Source organism: Providencia sp. LY12, from assembly GCF_057621555.1.
This window is the reverse complement of the sequence record NZ_CM172594.1, coordinates 3,292,079-3,318,102: the sequence shown is the minus strand read 5'-3', so window position 1 is coordinate 3,318,102 and position 26,024 is coordinate 3,292,079. Positions and strand designations below refer to the sequence as shown.

Genomic DNA, 26,024 nt, shown 5'->3' with positions numbered 1-26,024 from the left:
TATATGGTTGCAGTAAGAAGTGCGCATTTAACCCCAGCAGGTGAATTTGCCCCCGAAAAATGGGTTAATGATTTGGGTTTGAATAATAAACAATCAGAAGAAAAACTCATCCATACCTGGCAGTATTGTCACGATAAATTATCGGGGCAGGATATTGCGCCTCTGCTACTGTGGCGCGGCATTGAAATGACCGAAATTCTATCCACGCTCAGCATGGATATTGGTAGCTTACAAGCTGCGTTGCTGTTCCCTTTAGTTGAAGAGGGAAAACTCGACGAACAATCCGTTATTGATGATTTCGGTCAATCCATTCATGCGCTGGTAAAAGGCGTGATTGAGATGGATGCCATCCGCGAACTTAAAGCCACTCAATCTAACGAAACCAGTTCCGTACAGGTGGATAACATCCGCCGTATGCTGTTGTCGATGGTAGAAGACTTCCGCTGCGTGGTCATTAAACTCGCCGAGCGTATCGCTCATTTACGTGAAGTCAAAGATGCCAGCGAAGATGAACGTGTCTTAGCGGCGAAAGAGTGTTCCAACATTTATGCACCGTTGGCAAACCGCTTAGGGATCGGGCAATTAAAATGGGAATTAGAAGATTTCTGTTTCCGTTATCTACACCCTGACGAATACAAAAAAATTGCGAAATTGCTGCACGAGCGCCGTATTGACCGTGAAGAATACATCGACAATTTTGTTAGCACACTGCGCAAATATATGCTCAAAGAGCAAATTCAAGCTGAAGTGTATGGCCGACCAAAACACATTTACAGTATTTGGCGCAAAATGCAGAAGAAATCCTTAGCATTTGGCGAGTTATATGATGTGCGTGCGGTACGTATCGTGGTTGAACGCCTACAAGATTGCTATGCGGCACTGGGGATTGTGCATACTCATTTCCGTCATTTACCCGATGAGTTCGACGACTATGTAGCGAACCCAAAGCCAAATGGCTATCAGTCGATCCATACAGTGGTTTTAGGTCCAAATGGTAAAACACTAGAGATCCAAATCCGTACCCGCCAAATGCATGAAGATGCAGAGCTGGGCGTTGCTGCGCACTGGAAATATAAAGAAGGTGCAAGTGGCGTAGGTAAGGGCAGCAGCTACGAAAACCGCATTGCATGGCTGCGTAAACTCATCTCGTGGCAAGAAGAGATGGCAGATTCTGGTGAAATGCTGGATGAAGTACGTAGCCAAGTGTTTGATGACCGAGTGTATGTGTTTACGCCAAAAGGCGATGTGGTGGATTTACCAACAGGTTCAACGCCGCTCGATTTTGCTTACCATATTCACAGTGATGTCGGACACCGCTGTATTGGAGCGAAAATTGGTGGGCGCATCGTGCCATTTAGCTACCAATTGCAAATGGGCGATCAGATTGAAATTATCACCCAGAAGCACCCAAACCCGAGTCGCGACTGGCTCAATCCTAACCTCGGTTATGTGACAACCAGCCGTGGACGGGCGAAAATTCAAAACTGGTTCCGTAAACAAGACCGCGATAAAAATATTCTGGCGGGACGTCAAATTCTTGACAGCGAATTATCTCATCTAGATATCAGTTTACGAGATGCAGAAAAACAGTTGATTGCCCGTTATAACGTACACTCATTGGATGAAGTGTTAGCGGGAATTGGCGGCGGTGATATTCGAATCAATCAATTGGTTAACTTCCTACAAGCTAAGTTTAATAAAGCGACGGCAGAGGAAGAAGATCGCGCTGCGATGAAGTCACTGGAAAATAAATCTGGCGTACCAAGAGCACCATCCCACGGCAGTGGGCGCGTAGTGGTCGAAGGGGTCGGCAACCTGATGCACCATATTGCGCGTTGCTGCCAGCCAATTCCGGGTGATGAAATCGTCGGCTTTATTACCAAAGGTCGCGGAATTTCGATTCACAGTGCAGATTGTGAACAGCTTGCCGAGCTGCAAAGCCACGCGCCAGAGCGTGTGATTGATGCAGTTTGGGGTGAAAACTACTCTAGCGGTTACTCGTTGGTGGTAAGAGTGATAGCCAATGACCGCAGTGGATTATTGCGCGATATTACGACAATCCTCGCGAACGAAAAAGTCAACGTGCTAGGGGTAAGCAGCCGCAGCGATGTGAAGCAGCAGCTCGCCACCATCGATATGACTATCGAGCTGTATAATATCGAGGTGCTGGGGCGAGTTCTCACGAAGTTAAATCAGTTACCGGATGTTATCGAGGCGAAACGCCACTCTTCCTAATTTTCTTCATATTTTGGCGCGCAGCGTTGTTGGCTGCGCGCGCTCGCCCTAGTCACATACTTATGTATGCTCCTAGGGTCTTGCTTACTTGCCGCCTAGCTGCACATCCAAACTATTTTGAAAATCTACTTTCGGTATATTTGGGTATGATCTTGAAAAGAGTTTTTTCGTTGTTTAGTTAATAAAAATCTGAAAATTTAGCGTATTCAATTCAATTTGGTTAAGGTATAACCCTCATTAAAACACCATGTAATTATTTTTTGATAAGGGTTAAATATGCAGCAGGGCAATAAACAAATTGAACGGTTACTCACTATTATGGCGCGTTTGCGTGACCCGCAAAATGGCTGTCCGTGGGATACGCAACAGACGTTTAAGACTATTGCCCCTTATACCCTTGAAGAAACCTATGAAGTTCTAGACGCCATTGAACGAGAAGATTTTATCGACTTAAAAGGCGAGTTGGGGGATCTTCTCTTTCAAGTGGTGTTCTACGCGCAAATGGCTCAAGAGCAAAATCTATTTGATTTTGATGATATTTGCCAAGCTGTCAGCGACAAACTTGAACGTCGCCATCCTCATATTTTCGACGAAAATAACCAACTCAGCAGCCAAGAAGCCATTGCAGGTTGGGAACAGCGTAAAGCCAAAGAGCGTGCGCAGAAAGACCAATACTCAGTGTTGGATGATATCCCAAATGCACTTCCTGCCTTAATGAAAGCCTATAAAATTCAAAAACGTTGTGCCTCAGTCGGCTTTGATTGGGATACGCTGGGCCCTGTGGCTGGCAAAGTCACCGAAGAGCTAGCAGAAGTGATGGAAGAAGCCACTCAAGCAGTCGTGGATGAACAGCATCTTGAAGAGGAAATTGGCGATTTATTATTTGCGACTGTTAATTTATCCCGCCATTTAGGACATAAACCTGAGCTTGCCTTACAAAAAGCGTGCAATAAATTTGAGCGCCGTTTTCGTGAAATCGAAAGACGATTAGCAAAAACTGGCAAATCAACAGAAACTGCTACACTTGATGAGATGGAAGCATTGTGGGTATCTATCAAATTAGATGAATGACCCAATCCAGACAGCTAAATTTTACAAAGAATGCTTGTCGATAATGATAGTCACGGATTGAAATAGTTATTCAAAATCAAACAATCGGCAAAATGATGTTTTTTCAGTGATAGATTAAGCTGAAAGGATTTAGCATTTACACAAAAATGTGTTAATCTTGCAAAACAGTTGAATAGCACCCTAAAAAGTGACTATTTATCAAACGATAAATATTTTTATTTTTAACTTGCTGATTTATTTAAGGTATTAATGAAAACTAGCCTTATTGCGCTTAGAACATTTGTAGGAGATTTAAGGTTCGGGTATACTGTTTTCCCGTCCTGTTATATCCATCATCTTTTAAACCTAAACGTTCAGGTTCAGCATGAAAACTAATTATATTTTTGTGACCGGCGGGGTCGTATCCTCTCTGGGTAAAGGCATTGCCGCAGCCTCCTTGGCGGCTATACTCGAAGCCCGTGGACTCAATGTGACCATTATGAAACTGGATCCCTACATTAACGTAGATCCAGGCACAATGAGCCCAACCCAACACGGGGAAGTTTTCGTTACAGAAGACGGCGCTGAAACTGACTTGGATTTAGGTCATTATGAGCGTTTTATTCGTACCAAAATGACACGTCGCAACAACTTTACGACTGGACGTGTTTATTCTGAAGTCCTGCGCAAAGAGCGTCGTGGCGACTACTTAGGCGCGACCATCCAAGTTATTCCTCATATCACTAATGAAATCAAAGATCGCATCATCCGTGGTGGTGAAGGTCATGACGTTGTATTAGTCGAAATCGGCGGTACAGTCGGTGATATCGAGTCTCTGCCATTCCTAGAAGCTATTCGTCAAATGGCTGCGGAAGTGGGCCGTGAGCGCACACTGTATATGCACTTAACCTTAGTGCCATACTTAGCGGCTGCGGGCGAAGTGAAAACAAAACCAACACAGCACTCTGTGAAAGAGTTACTGTCAATTGGTATTCAGCCAGATGTGCTGATCTGTCGTTCAGATCGCGTCATTCCTGCGAATGAGCGCGCGAAGATTGCCCTATTCTGTAATGTTCCAGAAAAAGCGGTTATCTCTCTGAAAGACGCTGATTCAATCTATAAAATCCCTGGCATGCTGAAAGCGCAAGGTTTGGATGAATACATCTGTAACCGTTTCCGCCTTGAATGCAAAGAAGCTGATTTATCTGAGTGGGAACAAGTTATTTACGAAGAAGCCAATCCAGCAGGTGAAGTTACTATTGGTATGGTGGGTAAATATGTTGAATTACCAGATGCATACAAATCAGTTATCGAAGCACTGAAACATGCGGGTCTGAAAAATCGCTTAACCGTGAATATTAAGCTGATTGATTCTCAAGATATCGAAACCCGTGGTGTTGAGTTACTCAAAGGTCTGGATGCGATTTTAGTCCCAGGCGGTTTCGGTTCTCGTGGTATTGAAGGCAAAATTCTGACGGCACAATATGCCCGTGAGAATAAAATTCCTTATTTAGGTATTTGTCTGGGAATGCAAGTCGCTCTCATTGAATTTGCACGTAATGTTGCGAATATGAAAGACGCGAACTCCACTGAGTTTGATGCAGATTGCAAATTCCCAGTTGTTGCGCTGATTACTGAATGGCGTGACGAAGATGGCAACGTTGAAGTGCGTTCTGAAGAGAGCGACCTTGGCGGTACAATGCGTGTTGGTGGTCAACAATGTCATTTAACCGATGGCAGTTTAGTGCGCGGTATGTACGGCGCAGAAACGATTGTTGAACGTCACCGTCACCGTTACGAAGTGAATAATCTGCTGTTGAAACGTATCGAAGATGCGGGTCTGAACATTGCAGGTCGTTCTGTGGATAATAAACTGGTTGAAATCATTGAAAATCCAAACCACCCATGGTTTGTGGCTTGCCAGTTCCACCCAGAATTCACTTCGACCCCAAGAGATGGTCATCCGTTGTTTGCAGGTTTTGTTAAAGCCGCTGGTAAGTACCAGAAAGGTGAGTTGAAATAAGATACGGGGAAGTCGGCAATTTTCGCCAACTTCCCGAAATTTAACTTGTACTGAGGAAAACCTAATGTCCAAAATTGTTAAAGTGATCGGTCGTGAAATCATTGATTCTCGTGGTAACCCAACTGTTGAAGCTGAAGTACATTTAGAAGGTGGTTTTGTTGGTTTAGCTGCGGCTCCATCAGGCGCATCTACAGGTTCTCGTGAAGCACTGGAACTGCGTGATGGTGATAAATCACGTTTTCTGGGTAAAGGTGTTCTGAAAGCTGTTGCCGCTGTTAACGGTCCAATCGCTCAAGCAGTTATCGGTAAAGATGCTAAAGATCAAGCAAATATCGATAAAATCATGATTGACTTAGATGGTACTGAAAACAAATCTAAATTCGGTGCAAACGCAATTCTGGCAGTTTCTTTAGCAAACGCAAAAGCAGCTGCTGCGGCAAAAGGTATGCCTCTGTATGAGCATATTTCTGATCTGAATGGTACTCACGGTCAATACTCTATGCCTCTGCCAATGATGAACATCATCAATGGTGGTGAGCACGCAGATAACAACGTTGATATCCAAGAATTCATGATCCAACCTGTTGGCGCACCGACTCTGAAAGAAGCGGTACGTATGGGTTCTGAAATTTTCCATCACTTAGCAAAAGTACTGAAATCTAAAGGTATGAATACGGCTGTTGGTGATGAAGGTGGTTATGCACCTAACTTAGAATCTAACGCTGCTGCACTGGCTGCTATTAAAGAAGCGGTTGAGCAAGCAGGTTATGTTCTGGGTAAAGATGTGACTCTGGCGATGGACTGCGCAGCTTCTGAGTTCTACAACAAAGAAACTGGCAACTATGAACTGAAAGGCGAAGGTAAAACCTTCACTTCACAAGAGTTCACTCATTACTTAGAAGAACTGACTAAACAATACCCAATCGTTTCTATCGAAGATGGTTTAAACGAATCTGACTGGGATGGTTTCGCATACCAAACTAAAGTTCTTGGTGACAAAATTCAATTAGTTGGTGACGATTTATTCGTAACTAACACGAAGATCTTAAAAGAAGGTATCGAGAAAGGCATCGCTAACTCAATCCTGATCAAATTCAATCAAATTGGTTCTCTGACTGAAACATTAGCTGCGATTAAAATGGCGAAAGATGCTGGCTATACTGCCGTTATCTCTCACCGTTCAGGTGAAACTGAAGATGCAACTATCGCTGATTTAGCGGTTGGTACTGCGGCGGGCCAAATCAAAACTGGTTCTATGAGCCGTTCTGACCGTGTTGCTAAATACAACCAACTGATCCGTATTGAAGAAGCTCTGGGTAACAGCGCACCATTCAACGGTCTGAAAGAAGTTAAAGGTCAAGCGTAATTTATATTCGCTTAGATTAAATTGAGAAAAGGGACGAGAAATCGTCCCTTTTTTTTATTTAAAATAAATGTTTTTGAAATTATTTAAAATCTATAAATAATGCAGATTAACTCTATTTAGTCATTTTTAAAGTTTGTGTTAGTAATAGGATAACAATCTAATTGGATTGTTTTATTAACTAATGTGAATGCTAAATAGGGATATAATCATGCCTACAAATAGTCGTAATTCATTATTAACTGAAACAAAATATCTTTATCAATATGCCAATAGTAATGCTGCTATTAAGAAAATAGTAATGGAGATAAAGACAGAATATAAAAACAATGGATCTTGGAGTTCATCTTCAGTTAAAAAACTAAAAATAATAGAATCAAATCTTTCAAATTTTATATATGCAAAATACAGTTCAAATAAGCCTATAGATGCAAGCGGCTTAACTATTGAAGAGCAAAAAGAATATTTGGATAAGTTTAAATTATTAGCTGAAAATAATTCAAATATTGAAATTAGAATTCAAGGAAAAAATGAAGACTATTTTAGTCACTTATCGGATAGTGATCTCTTAGATGGTGATGCTTATCGTCTTTTACCCAAGGACTTCAATGGGCGATATAAAAATAATTCGATGTTAATGTCGCGATTAACAATTAATGTGAAAAAAGAGCATTACTTTTCATTAGCTGAAGCACTAGTTTATTTGTATGAACGAGATCCTCATAATAAAATTATGCAGTCAAAGATTATGGGGCCTAAAAAATTAGGTAACTTAACAGATCAAGCTGTTATTTATTTTCCCAATGCAAATTTACAAGATGCAATTGAGATTGCGAATGAATTAAAGGAACTATTACCTGAAGATGCATTTGTTGAACATGTACCTATAGGGATGCACCGTATTGATAAGGGAATCTCTTATTCTGAAACCTTGAAAAATCAATCGAGCAGCCATGGAGAAGTAAGAGCAGAGATAATGACTAAAGCTGTTTCCGAGTCATTATTAACAGGGACGCCTGTAGAGGAGTGTCTTGACCATCAGCTAAGTATCTATGGTTATTCAGTTGAAAATCCAGCATTGATCTCTCAATCCGTTCGCGAGGCTAGTCATGATATTAGTTTAGCTGGCAGCAATCATGGGGTAGAAGTGTTACCGAGTAAAGACATTGATATTTTTAAACAGGACCCTATAAATTTTTCTCAGCAATATATATTGAATGCGAAAGAATTGAATAAAGTTTTACAGTTACCATCGGAAGGTAAAGTTATTTTTAATAAAAAGATTGGTCACGGTTATTTTATTGAGTATGTAGATGATAGTTATAGAAATGATGACTTTAATTCTATTGATTGCTATTTTTTAGAATCAAAAATGAGAAGTAAAGATAGTAAACAAGTTGAATATATAGATATCCCTAAAAAAAAATCGGAAATACAATTTTTATTTACAGGGCAATTGCGTGGTGGTTCTATTATTGTTACAGAATTGAATAGTGAAACATATCGAGTATATAGGGATAATCGAAGTGATGCATCTTTATTATATGATAATGTCGTGATGGCTATTGATGAGCGAGATTACAATATTAAAGAACATAATATTACTAAAGCTAGCGTATTTATGCATTATAATGATGAAGAGTGGAGTCTTATTTTTCAGCCGCAAAGAAATGATAGTTCATTAAATCCAGAAAGTAATATGGTTATAAGGCAAAAGCCTGGAGATTACTCAAGAAAGCAAAGAATGCATGATTTTTATATTTATAGAAATAAAATACATCAAGAACTGAAAGATTTGGCTAGTAATCTAAATATTACATTTAGTGATATACCTGAAAGTGAAGATATGTTGCAAGAGCCATTAGAGCAAAGTGCATCAGTAAACACTTGGTTGGATATAGGTGAGTGTATAAAATTAAAATTAGATATCCAAAATAATAAGCTAAATGAAAAATGTAAATTCTTAGAATTTGAACTTTCCAATACAACCGATAGCAATAAAAGACAGTATCTAGAAAGCATTATTAAAACGAATAAAACGATTGTTTCATTGAATAAAAGAAAATACGGGAATTTACTTTATGCTTTACGAGAGGTGGAACGGAGTTGGATATGGATCAGTACTAAAGAAAAACATGGGACAGATGCTGTTATTCAAACAATTGATTATGATGAAAATATAGAAGTAAATGCCAGCTCCGAATACCACCTTACTATTAATGAACGCTATGAGAATTTAATTTATTTACATAAGTTAACTCGAAACCTACGATTTAAAAATGAATTTAATCTAGGTATTGAAAATTATAAAGAGATTAATATTCCTGGTTTTGATGTATCAATGAATTCAAATAAATTAAAGAAATTGTATGTTACTGGAGAATATACAGCAAAAGAAAGAGGTGCACTATATCGCCAAATTCAAGATGTAAGTTATTCTGAATATATTTCAAAGGTTTTAAATCAAACAGGGAAGATTAGTGAGTTATTTTCTTCTTTAGGCAGCAAAACAAATCGGTTAATACCACAAGATTTTTATTTGTCATTAATAAGAAGTGATTCAGGTGGTCGCTGTTACCCTTTAGTGAGAACGATGTCTGTAGCATTAGCTCTTAATGGACATACAGGTGCTGATAGATTTATTGATAAGCTATATATGGCAGCGGCAGCGCCTGAAAGTAAGGATGCGCTATTATTACAATCGTCACTCAAAAATCTTCATTCCAATGTTAGTGCGGTTGAATCCTCCTTTTCTCATGGCGTGATGGAATTGAAGAAAATACAGACATTACTAGATATCAATGAAGAAACAAAAATGTTTGCAATGAACAGTAAAAGCCATTCGATGCTAGTTGGGAAGGTTGTAGATAATGGGAAAAGTATATATTATTTTTACGATCCTAATTTTGGTTTATTTTCCTTCAAAAATAGTAAACGATTATTTTCAGCTTTAAAGGTTTTTTTCGTTGATAAGAAAATGGCAAGTTATTATAGCGCTTTTGAGCGAAATAATAATCCTGCATTTGAGTTAGTCTTTATTGATGTCGGTCGTATGAAAGATGTTCCTATCGGTAATCATTTGACTGTAAATGACTTAGTTTCATCTGAAGAATTATCAATAAAGTCATTAAGAGAAAAGGAAATCGAGGATTTATTCCATCAACAAAATGAAATTATCCATGACACTCAATTGAAAACATCCTTAGTGATTTTAGATGCGGAGCAATGGGCTGAAAATATCGATCAATCGCTAACAATATTAACAACAGAAAATAAATTGGATGAAAACTGGATACCATTATTTTCGTCAGTAGAGTCATTGGGTAATGAAAATTACAAAATTCAGTTCGTTAACATTAAGGACTCAAAGTTAACTTGTTGGGTTGAAACTAAAGATAGTATTTTTATGCGATTTCAGCGCCATTCCTTAGAGCAAATGGGAATCTTCAGACAATATTACACATTTGAAGAAAACCATCTACGTGAAAAGTTTGGTGAAGCAAGTTCTTCATCATTTGATGGATTAAATGCAGGTATTGCTATCCAATCAATAATTCAATGGGCAGAAGAAAAGAATCATAATAATGTATCAAAAGGAAAAGTATCATCAAATTTATATTTAGCACTAAAGATTCATAGCTATGTTAATTACTCAATGATGGCACATGGTGCGATGAACGATATAGTAAAAATCAATGACATTGTTAAATTAGAGCTAGCCCAAGAAAATGAAATAGCAGGGAAAGGAATGAATTTTTTCTTTTCATCAATGACAAAAACAGCGAATGAAGGAATGACAGTTATTTTTAGTGGGGCCTTAGTTGGTTTCGATGCTTATGAATTATCAAATGCGGAAAATGATCCTGAACGTATTATATTTGGCACTCAACTTGCTTTTGACTCTGCTAGTTTTGCAACAGGCTCAGGAGGAATAGGATTAGGTATTGCTGGATGTGCAGGGGCTGCAAGTGTTTTAGGGAGCGCTAGTGTTCTTGTGGCAGGGTTAGGTATCGGGTTTGTTGGATTAGCACGTAATTTTGCCATCATTGGTGAGGATGCAAAGGCAGTTGGACGCTATTTTTACACACTAGATGAAGCTTATAAAGGTAATGGTTTTGATTATATTTCAGATAAAAATATGCTCATTCCAAAATTTGGTGCGGTATTTAGTACTATCTCTCTTAGAGATAATAAAATTGAATTTGATAGTCAGTATATATATCGTACAAAACCGAATTCAGCAGGAGGTGGACGGAAAAATTATATCTTTTGGGCTGGTAATTTTCCCACGATGCTATTGGATAAATCTAAAGCCATAAATATTCGTCAAGGAATTGGTTATGAAAATAAAGAGCGTGATATTGATTTTCAACATGTGGACACAATAATCCTTCCTGTTATACCTAAGTCTTATATAAAATACAGTTATAACTTATGGCCCGGTTGTACATCGCGTAATGATAGTGGCTTTAATGTTATTAGGCGTTTAGAGAAAAAAGATAACTTTGATTATGATTTTTACATATTCCCAAGTGAAAATACGATTACCCAAATTTTTCATGAATATGTAGATACATCTATAAATATTGTTCTTGATAAAAAGGACCGTAATTTAGTTATTCCTCAACTAGCATCTGAGTGGCATGGAAAGATTGAGTATCATATACAAGGCTATGGCGGTACATATAAATTAACGTTGAATAAAGGTGTCAAAATTAAGCTAACTGATGATTCGTCTAATAATCAACATTCTAAGTGGATTATTGATATTAGTCAGTTAGATAGCAATCAGGTTGAGTTAAAAAATGGTCAATTGATAGTAGATGGAATCATTATTGATTTGGATTCCAGCAGTATTCAAGGAACGATATTGTTTGTTGACAAAAATGATGAAATACAAAAAGTTTCTTTTTCATCACAACAAATGAGTATCATTAACGAAGATGAAAATAAATGGAGAGCGGGTAATCAAGATTTAAATCAACATTTGCAACATTACGCTGAACAGAATAAAAATCATGGGCAATATGTTGTGATAGAAAATCATCAATATAATAATGAAAATGTTGGTCGGGCATTTTATGAAGTTAGTTCTCAACGCTATATTTTTATTAGTAGTATAAATGAAAATAAACGAAATGCAGTTTTTAGTACAACTGTTGGTCAAAAAGCTTATTTTTACTTACCGGAACAGAAAAAAATATGGGAAGTTGATATTGCTACAGGTGTGATTAATGCTGAATACCAATTAGAAAATAAAAATAATCGGAATTTTGAAATACTACAATTATGGAAAGGTGATGGACATATTTATTTTTCGTGCCGTTATTCTGATACTTATGAAGTTGCCAATTTTCAGCTTAAGGAAAATCAAGTCGAATTATTGGGTTTAAATGCAGATTCAAGATTAATAATGCGTCTTGCAGAAACGCCGACTCAATCTTCATCGCAATCCCTCACTCATTTCTACAGAGTTATATGCTTAGCAGTACCTATAAATTACATGGTCAACAAGTACAACATATGGATGCGATTTTAGGTCAAACAGTTACTATCTCAGGCATCGATGGTAATCAAGCATTGCACCGCTATTGGTTGAGAAAAACGGATGGTTTACTTATCAAACCTAATTTATCCCCTTCTTTAGGCTATGGAGAAACACCGACAAATATTCGATTACACCAAAGTCATTGGCCTATTCCATCCGATCTCACATTAGTTGGTAGTTTGTTCGATAAACAAGGTACTGAGATTTTCTATTTTTATAGCAAGAAGAATAAGGAAGTTTATCGCCAAGAAGGGCCAGGACAAGATGTACTTAATGTGATTAAACCGACCGCATGGTTCTTAAATACCCCTTTTAATTTACAAAATGTGGTGTTTTTACAAGGGAAAATTTTTATGTCTGATGGGGATGGGATTGTCAGCCAAATTGATGCAGAAGGGAAATTTCATGTGGTTGCAATCAATGAAATTTGGCTTAATCAACGAGCGGAATGGTGGAAAGCATTAGGTGATTACTATTGCTGCCAGCCCATTATGTTAATTGGATTACATGATTCGACAGGTCAAGCTTCCTTTCCTGGTTGGTTTGTTAATGGTGAAATTGTGATAGCACACGAATTATCACTGAAAAATGAGATTAAATTTTGGGGGTTTGATGAACAGAAATCGAGTGCCTTACTTTTCGATTTTACGACAAAAAAATTGTATAGGCAGCCTGTGGTGAGTGAAAGCCAATTATGGTTGGCGTTTGCGCAAGGCTCAACACTTTTAAAGCATGAGGATCTACCTTCTGCTGAGGATATTTATCCCAATTTGCAATTTTCAAATATCAAACAGGTTGGTCACGGGCTATTACTTTCAGCGGTGAGCGGTGAGATTATCTATATCGATATACTAGGAAACAATGGAATGCGTATGGGCTCTTCGCTAGTCATTCGAAGCGGAAAAGAGAATGATGTATTGTCTCCATCAGCCATTAAAAATGTTAAAAATATCGTATTAAGCGCAGGTGAGGGTGAGGACACTTACTGGATTTCACAAGAAGTTTGGCAGTACTATCATGGAATTATCATTGATAATAATTCACATGACTTAAAGTTGGATACATTGATATTACCCATTGAAAATATAGATGAGCTACTCGTGACCCAACATGGGGATGATTTATTGATTACGGATGTTAGCCAAAATACCGTACTGGTTTTACGTCAGGTTTTTGGAGAACAGAAAGCGTCTCATCAGCATTTGCAATTACGTTTTATTAACCAGCCAAATAGTATTCCCCTTGAGGAATTTATGAGTCAGCATCTGCTCATAATGACTGACGACTTGGTGGAAACAAACATTAGCATACCAAACTACAATGATATAGAGAGTGATGTGGATATATCACTATTGTCAGGGTATACATCCAATCTTGAGCAAAAAGAATTTTTAGGGATATCAGGAATGCAGACTGAGCTGCTGCCTCAAAAGAGACTATATTATAGCCTGCTAAATTCCCCTTCCTAAGATAACAAAGAAAAATGTAAGCCAGTCTAAGTTACATGATTAGCTGGCTTACAGTTCACAAAATGAATATAGGCCGATTTATCTGAACTATCAAATTGTTATATATTTTAAAAGGAAATAATTTATAGAAGGGAAAGTAGTGAGTTATGCTCGCCTATACCTTGTTTTAGGTAATTAAATTGCCATTTTTGTGAATCGCTAGTGAGATTTTTAAGATTTTAGCTATAAAGCAAGTAAATTGCGCGGCTCAGATCGCAGTTTTAGGTTATCTACATTTCCATCCCATTAAATTAACTCTATATTTTACCTCCTGTAAAAAATGATTAACAAAAATTACTTGAAAACTTAAATTGCTTCCGAGCTATGGAGTAAACATGGATGCTTCTGAATCTTTGACACCAGCAGTTCCTCCAACCCCTTCTAATAAGCGTGGTTGGATAATTTTAGCTATTGATGTTGTATTACTGATTTTACTGTTGAAATATTTGCCTTTTGATGACAAAGCAAACGCTGGGCTGGCCTTAATGGTTTTTGTCGGTGTGCTTTGGCTGACAGAGGCTATTCACGTGACCATTACCGCACTTTGTATCCCATTGTTGGCGGTAGGTCTTGGATTAATGGGAACAGGAGATGCTTTAAAAGCATTCGCAAACCCAATTATCTTCTTATTCTTTGGTGGATTTGCATTAGCAACTGCATTGCATATTCAAGGTCTTGACCGCCTGATTGCTAATCGCCTGCTGATGGCAGCTCGTGGACGCTTATCTGTTGCAGTGATTTTGCTGTTCGGGGTGACCGCAGGGTTATCGATGTGGATCAGTAACACGGCAACTGCCGCAATGATGTTACCGCTGGTTTTAGGTATTCTTTCTAACCTTGATGTTCGCCATGAGCGCAATACGTTTGTATTTGTATTATTGGGTGTGGCTTATAGTGCCAGTATTGGTGGCTTAGGAACCATCGTAGGTAGCCCACCGAACGCAATTGCAGCTTCTGCTCTTGGCTTAGATTTCCTGTCATGGATGAAATACGGTATTCCAATCATGGTAGTTTTACTGCCAATGATGTTTGTTTTGATGTATATGATGCTGCGCCCAAACTTAAAACATCGTTTTGAAATTGAATTAGAAAAAGTTGAATGGAATGGCAAACGTATTACCGCAATGAGTATCTTCTTATTAGCGGTTGTTTGCTGGATCACGAGTACATTTATTAGTGATGCTCTTGGTGGTGTGAAAGATTTAGATACCATCATTGCATTGAGCGCGGCAGTATTAATCGGTATTACGGGTGTGGCGAGTTGGTCACAAATCCAGAAAAATACCGAGTGGGGCGTATTGATGCTGTTTGGTGGTGGCTTGACACTGAGCGCGATTTTAAGCTCATCTGGTGCAAGTAAAATTATGGCAGATTGGATGCAAATGACATTTGGTGAAAGTCATTGGTTTGTAATCATTCTTGCGGTGACGACTTTTATTATCATCCTGACGGAATTTACCAGTAATACAGCCAGTGCGGCACTGTTGGTTCCAATCTTTGCAACGGTTGCGGAAGCATTAGGTATGCCTGTTATGGCGTTAACCATGATTATCGGTATCGGTGCATCTTGTGCCTTTATGTTACCTGTCGCGACACCACCGAATGCGATTGTATTTGGTTCGGGTTATATTCGACAAATTGAAATGGTACGTGTAGGTGCTGTATTGAACGTGGCATGTATCATTGTCATCTCTTTATTTGCTTGGTTCTTCTGGCTGTAATAGCCCTCGGAAAATTCAACAAAATAGACGTTGTTAATAAAGCGCAATACAGTAAATAGCAACGTAATAATAGTACGGCCTCAGAAAATGAGGCCGTTTTTATTTCTGATGCTGTTGATATGGCAAGCATCTATTGGTTCTTCCCTAGCTGAAATGCTCCTGTTCTGAATATTGAAATCTCACTATTTCCACGTAGTGAGGAATTTCTAGTTTGAGTGAATCCTTTAATATCAATTATATTTTGCGGGCAAAGAAGACATGCTTTGCATAATGTTTGATGGCTTTCAAGAGGGCAGATATTACCGAAAATCGTGACATCCTTGTCTGTCACAAGATGGTGTGCTTGTTGATGAAAAGTCTCGATTTTCATATAACGAGCTGCACTCAAAATACCGTCATGAAGGGGAGTGAATAGAGTGTTTGATGGATTGAAGTTGTGTTGTTTCGAAGAAGTGATAAAAGGGGTGTTTTGATGATTGGAGCGATTAGCAAACAAGACAGGTTTTGCTAATTGAAAAGATGAGGATAATGAGGATTGGCTAGATGAATTTGAATTAACTAGCTTTATGACTCGTTGTTTTGGAAAGCGGTTCTCCATTTTGGGTATTTTCGCCCACATCATCTTGGCGATTTGAATGGCCAAACTCCGCTGACCATGATTCTCATTACTCAAGAAAAAATTATGCTCAATGACTATTGTTGAAAGAATATTCCAACTGAGCAGAAAGGGTTTCGTTAGCATTATTGTGTGAATCATCTGTTATAAGTTCCTTGCTATTAAATGTCCTTAACGCAGATGACTATAATGCTAATTTTCTATTCTGACGTTATCAAAAAATAAGAGGGAGCTATTAAAAACACCAAAGCTATTTAACACCTCTATTTTTAATGAAAATTAACTAGTGTGGTTTTATATTTAATCTTAAATTTAATTTTACAGATGGATTTTGTTATTTATTTAAAATTATTGTGTAATAATTAAAATTAGAATAATGTTTTAATTATTGAATTTTTTTATTAAATAAATGGAGTTATAGAAATGAAAATTGATTTTCATTGTTCATCTGCTTTTTATTCTAAAAAAAATAACATTAACCCTAGAATCATATCTCAGGCATTACGTGATTTGGCGTTAAGATCACCTTTTTGGTGGAATAGACCAGCTCAAGAAACTTCTGCAAGTCAAGATATTAAGCTATTCAAGGAAAATGCGATATCGTTCTCTAATGTTAATACGATTAGTGCTGATGACATGATAAAAAAGGGGTTACTACCCTCACAAGGTTTCGTAAAATTTACTCAGAAATCACCAAATACTTACACCATTGAGCCTATCTCCAGTGCTTCAAACCTTAACCCAGAGCTAACAGCTAATGCTTACTTTTTAGGGTATAACGGTGCTAATCAATCAAGTACAAAACCAGCTTATGTTGACATTCCTATACAGGCAGCGGAAGAGAGCTTTCTCTTTACTGGCTCTTTAACGGGATGCTCAGTTATCGTTACAAAATATAATGATACTACGTATCGTGTGTACCATGATGGAAGAGTTAATAGCTCGATATTATATGACAATGTGGTCATGGCATTTGATTTTATTGATTACCAAGTTGCCGGGACAGATGAAGGTTTGGCAATGGTTTATATGAGGTTTCATGAAGGTCAATGGGAGTTAATTTTACAGCGTCAGCAATATGAGGTTATTAATGGCATTCCCACACCACAACGACGAACACAAGGTCAAACAATAAGTCAGTTATATCCAGATGAAGAATTATCTCAATCAAATCTAGAGAAATTTAATCGATACCGTAGTGATACTCACCAAGAATTAGTGAATCTTGCTCGGGATTTTAATATTGATACGGGGCATATTGAAGATGGTGTTTATGAGGGCGGTGACTTTTCATCACAACATCCCGCAATTCTTCCTTGGGTAAATCTTCAAAATGAAATAAAAAAAAATCTCAATATTGAGAGAGAAAAAATAGATATAAAAATAGAGGCTGCAAAAAAGGAACTTCGTAGCTTACAAAATAAAAGAACCGAGTTAAGTCAAACAGAAATCACTCATGAAGATAAAGTTAGAATAGATGAATTAAATAAAATTATTGAATTGAATCAGGGGTTGAAAGAATATTATAAGCAAAAGTATAACTCTATTCTATCTAAAAGTTTATCTGTAGAACGTAGTTGGCTATGGTTACAAATAAAAAACAACCATGGTGAAGACGCTGTGATTAACGTAAACCAAGCGAGTATAAAATCAGGTATTCAATCTGAATTTACCAAAAATAGAGAAAGATATAAGACTATATTAGAAACGGATATATGGAATAGTCACGTTGATTTTAAGCAAGGTATTAAAAATTATAGTGAAGTCACAATCCGTGGTTTTGATGATCAAATGTCTTCATCAGAAATGCGAGAGCTTTATATTAAGGGAGGATTAAGTGCTAATGAGTGTGGTGCTTTATCTCAATATATTAAAATAAAGGAAGAGTCTGAATACATAGAAAATATTTTAAATTTCACATTAAAAACAAACACCCTATTTCAGAATGGGGGAAGCATTTATCAGCGCCTTGCGCCTCAAAATTTCTATTTACCATTAATGGGCGATGATGAAGGAGGGCGCTGCTATCCTCTCGTTAGATCTATGTCTGTTGCATTAGCGCTACATGATGGTACTTATGGTTCTGATGAGCTTTTTAATAAGCTATTTATTGCAGCGGCATCACCGGAAGAGAGAAACTCAGTTTTATTGAGATCATCACTGCAAAACTTACATTTTAATACGCAAGCTGTAGGAGCTTCTTCTTCAATTGGTCTACTTAATTTAAGGGAGATAAAAAAACTACTCATTGAATCTAATGGGACTCAGATGTATGCCTTAAATACCCAAAGCCATTCAATGCTAATAGGGAGAAAAAATTATAATGGTAAAGCTCATTACTATTTTTATGATCCAAATTTTTGGATTTATGTCCTTGATAATCCTAAGAAATTATTTAATTCATTAAATAATTTTTTGATCGAAGAAAAAATGGCATATCAATACGATGTGTTAATGGAAGAGTCTGTACCTGTTTTTGATCTCGTTTCGATTGACGTAGAGCAAATGGCAAACGTAGATGTTGGCTCAGGGTTAAAAGTCGAAGATTTAGTGTCTTCCTCTGAGTTGTCTGAGGTTATTCCGAGGCGTCAAGAAACAATAAACTTTATCGAAAATCAAAGTTTATTGGCAAAAGATAGGCAAATAAAATCGTCTTTGAGTATTTTAAAAGCGGAACAATGGGGAGGTCGCTTAGAATCATCACTCGATAAAATCACGCAAGAGAATCAATTAGATGAGCACTGGCTACCTGTTTTTGCGAGCACAGATAAACTAGAGGATGGGCGGTATCAAATTCAGTTTGTTCATAAAAACAACGAAGAATCTTCCCGTTGGATTGAAACCTACGACAAAACGTTTTTTGAATTTAAACAATATTCTTATGAGTCAATGCGTTCTTTTAGTGAGCATTACACATTTAACGATTTAGAGTTACAACATGAAGGGTGTCTTTCTGATACTGAGCATGTGGATGGACTTAATTCAGCCATTGGTATTAAGACATTGATTGAATGGTCAGCAAATCGTAATCGCCAGTCAGTGGCTTCAGGTAATCCTTCTAACTTAGAGAGTGCATTGAAAATCCATGCATATGTGAGTTATACAATGATGGCTCATGGGGCGTTGAATGATGTATCACGGATTGGTCGTTTAGCGGGAACGCTTTGGAAGGAGGGGGCTGAGGTTGTAAAAACAGAAATAAATAGTTTTTCATCATCAATTTTACGAACAGCAAATGAAGGAGTTGGTGCGATTTTTCAAGGGGCAATGGTCGGGTTTGATATTTATGAACTTGCAAATGCAGAAAATGAACCGCAGAAAACTATCATTGGGACTCAGTTGGCGTTTGATTCAGCTGCTCTAACGACAAGCGTCGTGGGATATGGGGCTTCGCTATTGGGAGCTGAAACTGTTGCTGGTGTTGCTATGCCATTAGCTGTGCCTTTAACGGGTCTTGGAATTGGTATCACTGAATTAGTCAAAATTAATGAGCGTCATGCACAAGAAACGTTAGAAGTTGGGGTTATTTTTGCTCAGTATAAAGAGAATTATCAGAATGCAGCTATCAGTTATGATGAGGAAAAAAAATTATTAATTCCAACAGAAGGCGTTGTTATTAAGGAAATTAACTTTCTTGATGGGAGCTTTACGCTGGGTAGTCACTATATTTATCGTGGTGAAAAAAGAACATGGATTTTTGGACATAGTGTTTTACACGATTTTCAATCACGTCCACGAGCTGATATCAATAAAGATGAAGCGATTAATATTAGAGAATCAGTTGGTATTTCGCAAAATGAAGTGAAATTTGATCCCTTCCAATCGAATGTGATGGTTCTGCCTGTAATACCTGAATGTTATTTAAGTTACAAATATTCTTCTTTTTTTGGTGTTACAAGTCGTAACGACTATGGTTTTTCGGTTCTTAGAAAAATAGAGGAGGATTATCAGTTTTATTTTGACTATTTTTATTGTGCTCTAGAATATGCTATATCAGAATTAAAGCCTGAGTATGTTTTCACGCCTATTTCAGTTGTTTTAGATTCTAAAAATAAACATTTAATTGTTCCTATGCTTCCAGAATCTTGGCATGGCTATATAGAGCATACAATTACAGGAAGTGGAGGGGAATATCAGATTACAATAAATCAAGGCGCTTCTTTAATACTGAAGCAATCTCCTCTTACGACTAGCCAATCTACATGGATTATTGATGCCAGTTATATCGATGATAATAAAGAGCAGAGAATTAAAGTTAATGATGACAATATAAAAATTGGTAATGTAGCTATTTATATTGATGGTACGGCTAAGTCCAATAAATTTCAGATTATAAATAGTCAGCATGAGATCAGAGAAATTGATTTTAATAACAAAACCATAGATATTGTTCGTCTGAATGGTAAACTGTGGGATTCGGAAAAAAGCACCATTAAATCTCATCTTTATGATTTAGCTAATAAAAATCAGTTACATAAACAATATGTTATTATCGATAATTATCAAGTTAATGGAATGAATGTTGGCAGGGCATTTTATGATGTCACTAACCAGCGCATGCTATATACCAATTCATTAAATAAAGAAAATCAATCTTCAACTTTAATTGCTACTATTGAAAATATCGCATATTTTTATTCTGAAAATGAAGGTGTTATATGGTTAACTAATATAAGTAATAGTGAGTTATATGATAGGTTTGATTTCTTTGATATTTTAGGTGATAACTCAAATATTGAAAATATATCAATAAAAAACAATGTGATTATTGTTGAGTTAAAAAATAGAAGTAGACGAAGTGAAGTGAATGTGGTTTATCATTTAGTGGGTAATCAATTGGAATTAGTGAGTATTTCTAATGACTTTATTTTAATGGAAAAACTAACAAAAATAAATCCAGTTCTGTCACCACAGCAGAAAAAATATTTTGTAAATCATGATTACTTAGTCAATGATAACTATATTAGAGCGAGTAAGGATGATAAAAATGCATCAAAAATAACATCGTTAATAACAGCTCCTGCACCAAACCTCGCTCCAACGGTGATGATAAAAGATACAAACTATTTAGGTTTCCAGTCTGTTTATTGGCTACGTACTTGTGACGGTGTATTAATAAAACCTAATTTAGCCAGGCCAAATGATTATGACCAAAAGGAAATCGCCAACATATATCAAGTAATGCAATGGTTTTCTACTAACCCTGACGAATTAGCTTATATGAATAGTAGGCTCGCAAATGGTGAACCTTTCAAGGATGTATTAGGTCCTGCTTATGCTGGTTTTACAAACAAATGGAGGCTGGCAGAAATTGAGAGTCAATTTAGGACGGCAAATACAGAGCCTACATTATTAAAAATAGCAGGCGCATATTTTTATAAGTTTGATCCAGTTACGGATACTTGGAACTGGAAACCACCAACCGATCTTACATTGGTAGGTAGTCTATTTGATGATAATGGAGACGAGGTCTTTTTCTTTTATAGCAAAGAGTCAGATACAATTTTTCGTCAAGAAGGGCTAGGGCAAAAGGATATTGATCTTAAGAATCCAACCGCTAAGCGATTAAGCTTTGATGAAATAGAAACAGTTTTTGATTGGCATGGTAATTTATTAGTCATCCAAAAAAGCGGAGTGGTGAAACAACTTAATGTTAATGGTAGTGCAGATACAGTTGCAATAAATAAAAACTGGTTTGAAAATGAATCCTTTAATTGGGCTAATTTAAGCGGTTTTATTAATGAACCTCATCCAATCACACTGTTTGGTTTAAAAGGAAAAGATGGAAAACAATCTTTATCAGCGTGGTATTTCAAAGGAAAAGTGATTGTTAGTGAGTCTTTACCATCTGAAAATACATTACAGTTTTTGGGTTTTGACTTTCATAATGACAGTGGAATTATTTTTGATACACAAGCCAAAACATTATATCAACAAAAGGCAATCTCTAGTGTGCTGCTAGCGACTATGTTTGATGATGATAAATCTTTAAAACCTTCGGAACATTTACCAGAATATATTGAATTATATCCAGATGTCTCTCTTGAAAATGTTCAGAAAATAAATGGAGGGTTAATGTTATCTTCTCGAGAAGGCCAAATTATTTTTCATCCATTATCAAAAAGTGAACCATTAGGCTCATCCTTTATTATTAAAGGAACAAATCATGATGATATTCTTGCGCCAAGACAGTTAAATACAGTTAAGACATTAATATTGAGTGGTGGGGAAGGTAAAGATACTTATCACTTGAAAATAGAAGATTGGCAAAGCCATCAAACGATTGTTATTGATAATCAATCACAAGATAAGCAAATGGATTATCTTGTCGTACCAATAAACGCGAAGAGTAATGCAATTTTTGTTAATCGACTGAATAATGATTTAATTTTTACGGACTCTATTAATCAGACTTCATTAATTTTGCATAATATTTATGGTGATAATTCATCAAATAGCCGACATTTAATGGTTCATTTTGATGATGGCATTTTAAATGTCAGTGAACTTGCAGAAGTGGTTACCGATCATCGTGGCGCTATGTATTTATCAAGCTATTTTGAAGAGAAACCACGATGTAATGAAGAGCTGGCTTTTTTAGCTGAAAGTTGTAGTCAAATAACATTAAACAAAGATTTTAGTTATTTACAATATGATAATGTACAGATGAATACGTTAGGCTCAGAGATCTCTCCTATAGATATGATTCAATATAAAACACACTAAATGCTATTGATGGCAGTCATATAAATGAAAAGCCCCCAATTAAGGGGGCTTTTTTAACGCACTAGCGATTAATGAGCTGCTGGTGGCTGATTGTTATCAACGTGTTCTGGTGCCTTTGCAAAGCGGCGACGGATCACCACAAAGAATACCGGAACGAAGAAGATAGCCAATGATGTTGCTGCGAACATACCACCGAGTACACCTGTACCAACGGAGTTTTGTGCCGCAGAACCTGCACCATTACTGAATACTAGAGGGATAACACCCAGCATAAATGCCAGTGATGTCATCAGGATTGGTCTTAGACGCATTTTAACTGCATCTAATGTTGCTTCAATCAATCCTTTACCTTCTTTCTCCATCAAGTCTTTGGCGAATTCAACAATCAAGATTGCGTTCTTCGCCGATAACCCAATGGTGGTTAACAGACCTACTTTGAAGTAAACGTCGTTATCTAAGCCTCGGACTGAGGTGAAGAGTAACGCACCGATAACCCCAAGTGGAACCACTAACATAACCGAGAACGGTACAGACCAGCTTTCATACAGTGCAGCCAGACACAGGAATACAACAATCAGGGAAATCGCATACAGGGCAGGTGCCTGGTTACCAGACAAACGCTCTTGATACGACATACCTGTCCACTCATAACCGATACCCGCAGGTAGGTTTTCGGTGGTCAGTTTTTCCATCATCAACATTGCAGCACCGGTACTTTGACCTTCTGTTGCTTGACCTTGAATGTTCATCGCTGGAACACCGTTATAACGTTCTAAACGTGGTGAACCGTATTTCCAAGGATCTTTAGATGTATCTAAGAATGCCGAGAATGGCACCATTTTTCCTTGGTTATTACGAACATACAGGTTGCTGATATCTGACGGCAACATACGACTTTCCGCGTCACCTTGTACGTAAACTTTCTTCACACGACCACGGTCGATAAAGTCATTGACGTACGATCCACCAAACACGGAGCTGAGAGTTGCGTTGATATCGCTGATCGCAACGCCTTGCGCCTGTGCTTTTTGCTGGTCAATGTAGATTCGATACTGTGAGGTATCATCTTGACCATTCGGGCGTACACCTTGCAAAATTTCAGGGTGCTGAGCGGCTAGTCCAAGTAACTGATTACGTGCTTCCATCAGTTTTTCATGACCTAAACCTGCTTTATCTACCAACTCAAAGTCAAAACCGTTTGATGTTCCTAATTCGACGATTGCTGGTAAGTTAAAGGCATAAATGAAGGCGCCTTGTTTTTTGGATAGTGCTGCGTTTGCACGTGCAACAATCGCATCCACATGGTTTTCGTCACCTTTACGCTCATCCCAGTTTTTCAGAACGACGAACGCAAGACCCATGTTTTGCCCTGCACCTGCAAAGCTAAAGCCACCAACAGTAAATACAGACTCAACGTTTTTACCTTCATCTACTCTGAAGTAATTACTCACTTCATCCAAGATGACCTCGGTTTGCTCTTGAGTTGATCCTGGTGGTAACTGCACCATGGATAAGAACACCCCTTGGTCTTCTGCTGGTAAGAATGATGATGGCAGACGAACGAACATAAATGCCATACCCACTACCAGTAAAACGTAGATCACAAGGTAACGACCTGTACCATTCAACATACGGCTTACGCTGTCTGTGTAATGGTGAGCTTGCTTTTCAAATACGCGGTTAAACCATCCAAAGAACCCTTTTGTGGAACCATGGCTGCCTTTTTCAATTGGCTTCAACATAGTTGCACACAGTGCAGGGGTCAGGATCATCGCAACTAATACTGATAGCAGCATCGATGAAACGATGGTGATAGAGAACTGACGGTAAATTGCCCCTGTAGACCCGCCGAAGAAGGCCATTGGGATAAATACCGCAGACAGCACCATTGCAATACCGACCAGAGCACCTTGAATTTGCCCCATGGATTTTTTGGTCGCCTCTTTTGGTGGCAGACCTTCTTCTTGCATTACACGCTCAACGTTTTCAACCACAACGATAGCGTCATCCACGAGAAGACCGATGGCAAGTACCATCGCGAACATGGTTAAGGTGTTTATCGAGTAGCCAAAGGCTGACAAGATAGCAAAGGTACCTAACAGCACCACTGGTACCGCGATTGTTGGGATCAATGTTGCACGGATGTTCTGCAAGAACAGATACATAACCACAACAACCAACATAATTGCTTCGACCAGCGTTTTAACTACTTCGTTAATTGAAATCTTAACGAATGGCGTTGTATCGTACGGGTAAACAACTTCTAGTCCTTCAGGGAAGAACGGTTCCATATCAGCTAATGCTGCACGGACGTTATTTGCCGTATCCAGTGCGTTTGCGCCCGTTGCGAGTTTAATACCAATACCCGCAGCTGGCATGCCGTTAAAACGAGCAATTGTACTGTAGTTTTCCGCACCTAATTGAACAGTAGCGACATCTTTCAAACGAACTTGAGAACCATCTTGGTTCACGCGTAATAAGATGTTAGAAAACTCTTCAACGTTGCTTAAGCGAGTTTGAGCAATAATTGATACGTTCAAACGCTGGCCGCCAACAGGAGGAGTTCCCCCTAATTGACCGGCTGCAACTTGGTTGTTCTGTACACGAATCGCATTAATGACATCCGAAGTTGCCATGTTGTACTTGACAAGTTGCTCTGGTTTTAACCAAATACGCATTGCATATTGGGTACCAAACAGCTGGGTTTCACCAACACCATTAACACGACTAAGAGGGTCTTTAATATTCGAACCTACGTAGTCGGCAATGTCGTATTGACCCATTGAACCGTCTTTAGAAATAAAGCCTGCAACCATTAAGAATGAGCTGGTTGACTTATCCACACTAATACCTTGTTGCTGTACTTCTTGAGGTAAAAGTGGCATAGCCAATTGCAGCTTATTCTGTACCTGTACTTGGGCGATATCGCCATCAGTACCCGCTTCAAAAGTCAGCGTAATACTTGCTGAACCTGATGAATCACTGGTTGATGACATATACACCAAGTTATCGATACCGTTCATATTCTGTTCGATAACTTGGGTCACCGTATTTTGTACCGTTGACGCATCCGCCCCTGGGTAGTTAGCTGAAATGGAAACAGCCGGCGGTGCAATCGTCGGATACTGAGCGACAGGTAACTTGATAATTGCCAGCAGACCCGCAAGCATGGTGATAATCGCAATTACCCACGCAAAAATTGGTCTATCTATAAAAAACTTAGGCATTAATCAA

10 protein-coding genes are annotated in these 26,024 nt (G+C 38.0%); 8 read left to right on the top strand and 2 right to left on the bottom strand.

Annotated features, from left to right (window positions below; all coding sequences use genetic code 11):
• Window positions 1-3 precede the first annotated feature (3 nt).
• The 7 genes from relA (at window position 4) to ACY3ZI_RS15825 (ending at window position 15,448) form a co-directional block, all read left to right on the top strand.
• On the top strand, window positions 4-2,235 hold the full coding sequence (gene relA, locus ACY3ZI_RS15855; protein ID WP_154602421.1) for a GTP diphosphokinase: 2,232 nt from the start codon (window positions 4-6) through the stop codon (window positions 2,233-2,235).
• Window positions 2,236-2,511: 276 nt separating this feature from the next.
• Window positions 2,512-3,306 (top strand): nucleoside triphosphate pyrophosphohydrolase, encoded by a 795-nt coding sequence (mazG, locus tag ACY3ZI_RS15850; protein ID WP_487375488.1) that lies wholly within the window; start codon window positions 2,512-2,514, stop codon window positions 3,304-3,306.
• 364 nt (window positions 3,307-3,670) lie between these two features.
• Window positions 3,671-5,308, top strand: a complete 1,638-nt coding sequence (gene pyrG, locus ACY3ZI_RS15845) for a glutamine hydrolyzing CTP synthase (protein WP_154602423.1) — start codon at window positions 3,671-3,673, stop codon at window positions 5,306-5,308.
• Between the two features lie 64 nt (window positions 5,309-5,372).
• Window positions 5,373-6,674 carry a phosphopyruvate hydratase gene (gene eno / locus ACY3ZI_RS15840; RefSeq protein ID WP_006659306.1) on the top strand — a complete coding sequence of 434 codons (1,302 nt, stop codon included), beginning with the start codon at window positions 5,373-5,375 and terminating at the stop codon, window positions 6,672-6,674.
• 208 nt (window positions 6,675-6,882) lie between these two features.
• Window positions 6,883-12,210, top strand: coding sequence for a TcdA/TcdB pore-forming domain-containing protein (locus ACY3ZI_RS15835; protein WP_487375487.1), 5,328 nt, complete (start codon window positions 6,883-6,885; stop codon window positions 12,208-12,210).
• Entirely contained in the window at window positions 12,195-13,688 is a 1,494-nt protein-coding gene (locus ACY3ZI_RS15830; RefSeq protein WP_487375486.1) for a hypothetical protein, read from the top strand. The genes ACY3ZI_RS15835 and ACY3ZI_RS15830 overlap by 16 nt, the downstream gene beginning before the upstream one ends.
• Before the next feature lie 374 nt (window positions 13,689-14,062).
• Window positions 14,063-15,448 (top strand): SLC13 family permease, encoded by a 1,386-nt coding sequence (locus ACY3ZI_RS15825; protein WP_487375485.1) that lies wholly within the window; start codon window positions 14,063-14,065, stop codon window positions 15,446-15,448.
• A 130-nt stretch (window positions 15,449-15,578) separates the two neighbouring features.
• On the opposite strand, the gene ACY3ZI_RS15820 is transcribed toward ACY3ZI_RS15825, so the two are convergent.
• A complete protein-coding gene (locus ACY3ZI_RS15820) occupies window positions 15,579-16,205 on the bottom strand; it encodes a hypothetical protein (protein WP_487375484.1) in 627 nt (208 codons plus the stop codon).
• A gap of 282 nt (window positions 16,206-16,487) precedes the next feature.
• On the opposite strand from ACY3ZI_RS15820, the gene ACY3ZI_RS15815 reads away from it, so the two are divergent.
• Window positions 16,488-22,790, top strand: coding sequence for a TcdA/TcdB pore-forming domain-containing protein (locus ACY3ZI_RS15815; protein WP_487375483.1), 6,303 nt, complete (start codon window positions 16,488-16,490; stop codon window positions 22,788-22,790).
• A gap of 68 nt (window positions 22,791-22,858) precedes the next feature.
• On the opposite strand, the gene ACY3ZI_RS15810 is transcribed toward ACY3ZI_RS15815, so the two are convergent.
• Window positions 22,859-26,017: an efflux RND transporter permease subunit gene (locus tag ACY3ZI_RS15810; protein ID WP_036952571.1), complete on the bottom strand. Its 3,159-nt coding sequence runs from the start codon at window positions 26,015-26,017 to the stop codon at window positions 22,859-22,861.
• Window positions 26,018-26,024: the final 7 nt, after the last annotated feature.

Coding starts and splice junctions, on each gene's coding strand:
- relA (WP_154602421.1), top strand. CDS start 4: ATGGTTGCAGTAAGAAGTGCGCATTTAACCCCAGCAGGTGAATTTGCC.
- mazG (WP_487375488.1), top strand. CDS start 2,512: ATGCAGCAGGGCAATAAACAAATTGAACGGTTACTCACTATTATGGCG.
- pyrG (WP_154602423.1), top strand. CDS start 3,671: ATGAAAACTAATTATATTTTTGTGACCGGCGGGGTCGTATCCTCTCTG.
- eno (WP_006659306.1), top strand. CDS start 5,373: ATGTCCAAAATTGTTAAAGTGATCGGTCGTGAAATCATTGATTCTCGT.
- ACY3ZI_RS15835 (WP_487375487.1), top strand. CDS start 6,883: ATGCCTACAAATAGTCGTAATTCATTATTAACTGAAACAAAATATCTT.
- ACY3ZI_RS15830 (WP_487375486.1), top strand. CDS start 12,195: ATGGATGCGATTTTAGGTCAAACAGTTACTATCTCAGGCATCGATGGT.
- ACY3ZI_RS15825 (WP_487375485.1), top strand. CDS start 14,063: ATGGATGCTTCTGAATCTTTGACACCAGCAGTTCCTCCAACCCCTTCT.
- ACY3ZI_RS15820 (WP_487375484.1), bottom strand. CDS start 16,205: ATGATTCACACAATAATGCTAACGAAACCCTTTCTGCTCAGTTGGAAT.
- ACY3ZI_RS15815 (WP_487375483.1), top strand. CDS start 16,488: ATGAAAATTGATTTTCATTGTTCATCTGCTTTTTATTCTAAAAAAAAT.
- ACY3ZI_RS15810 (WP_036952571.1), bottom strand. CDS start 26,017: ATGCCTAAGTTTTTTATAGATAGACCAATTTTTGCGTGGGTAATTGCG.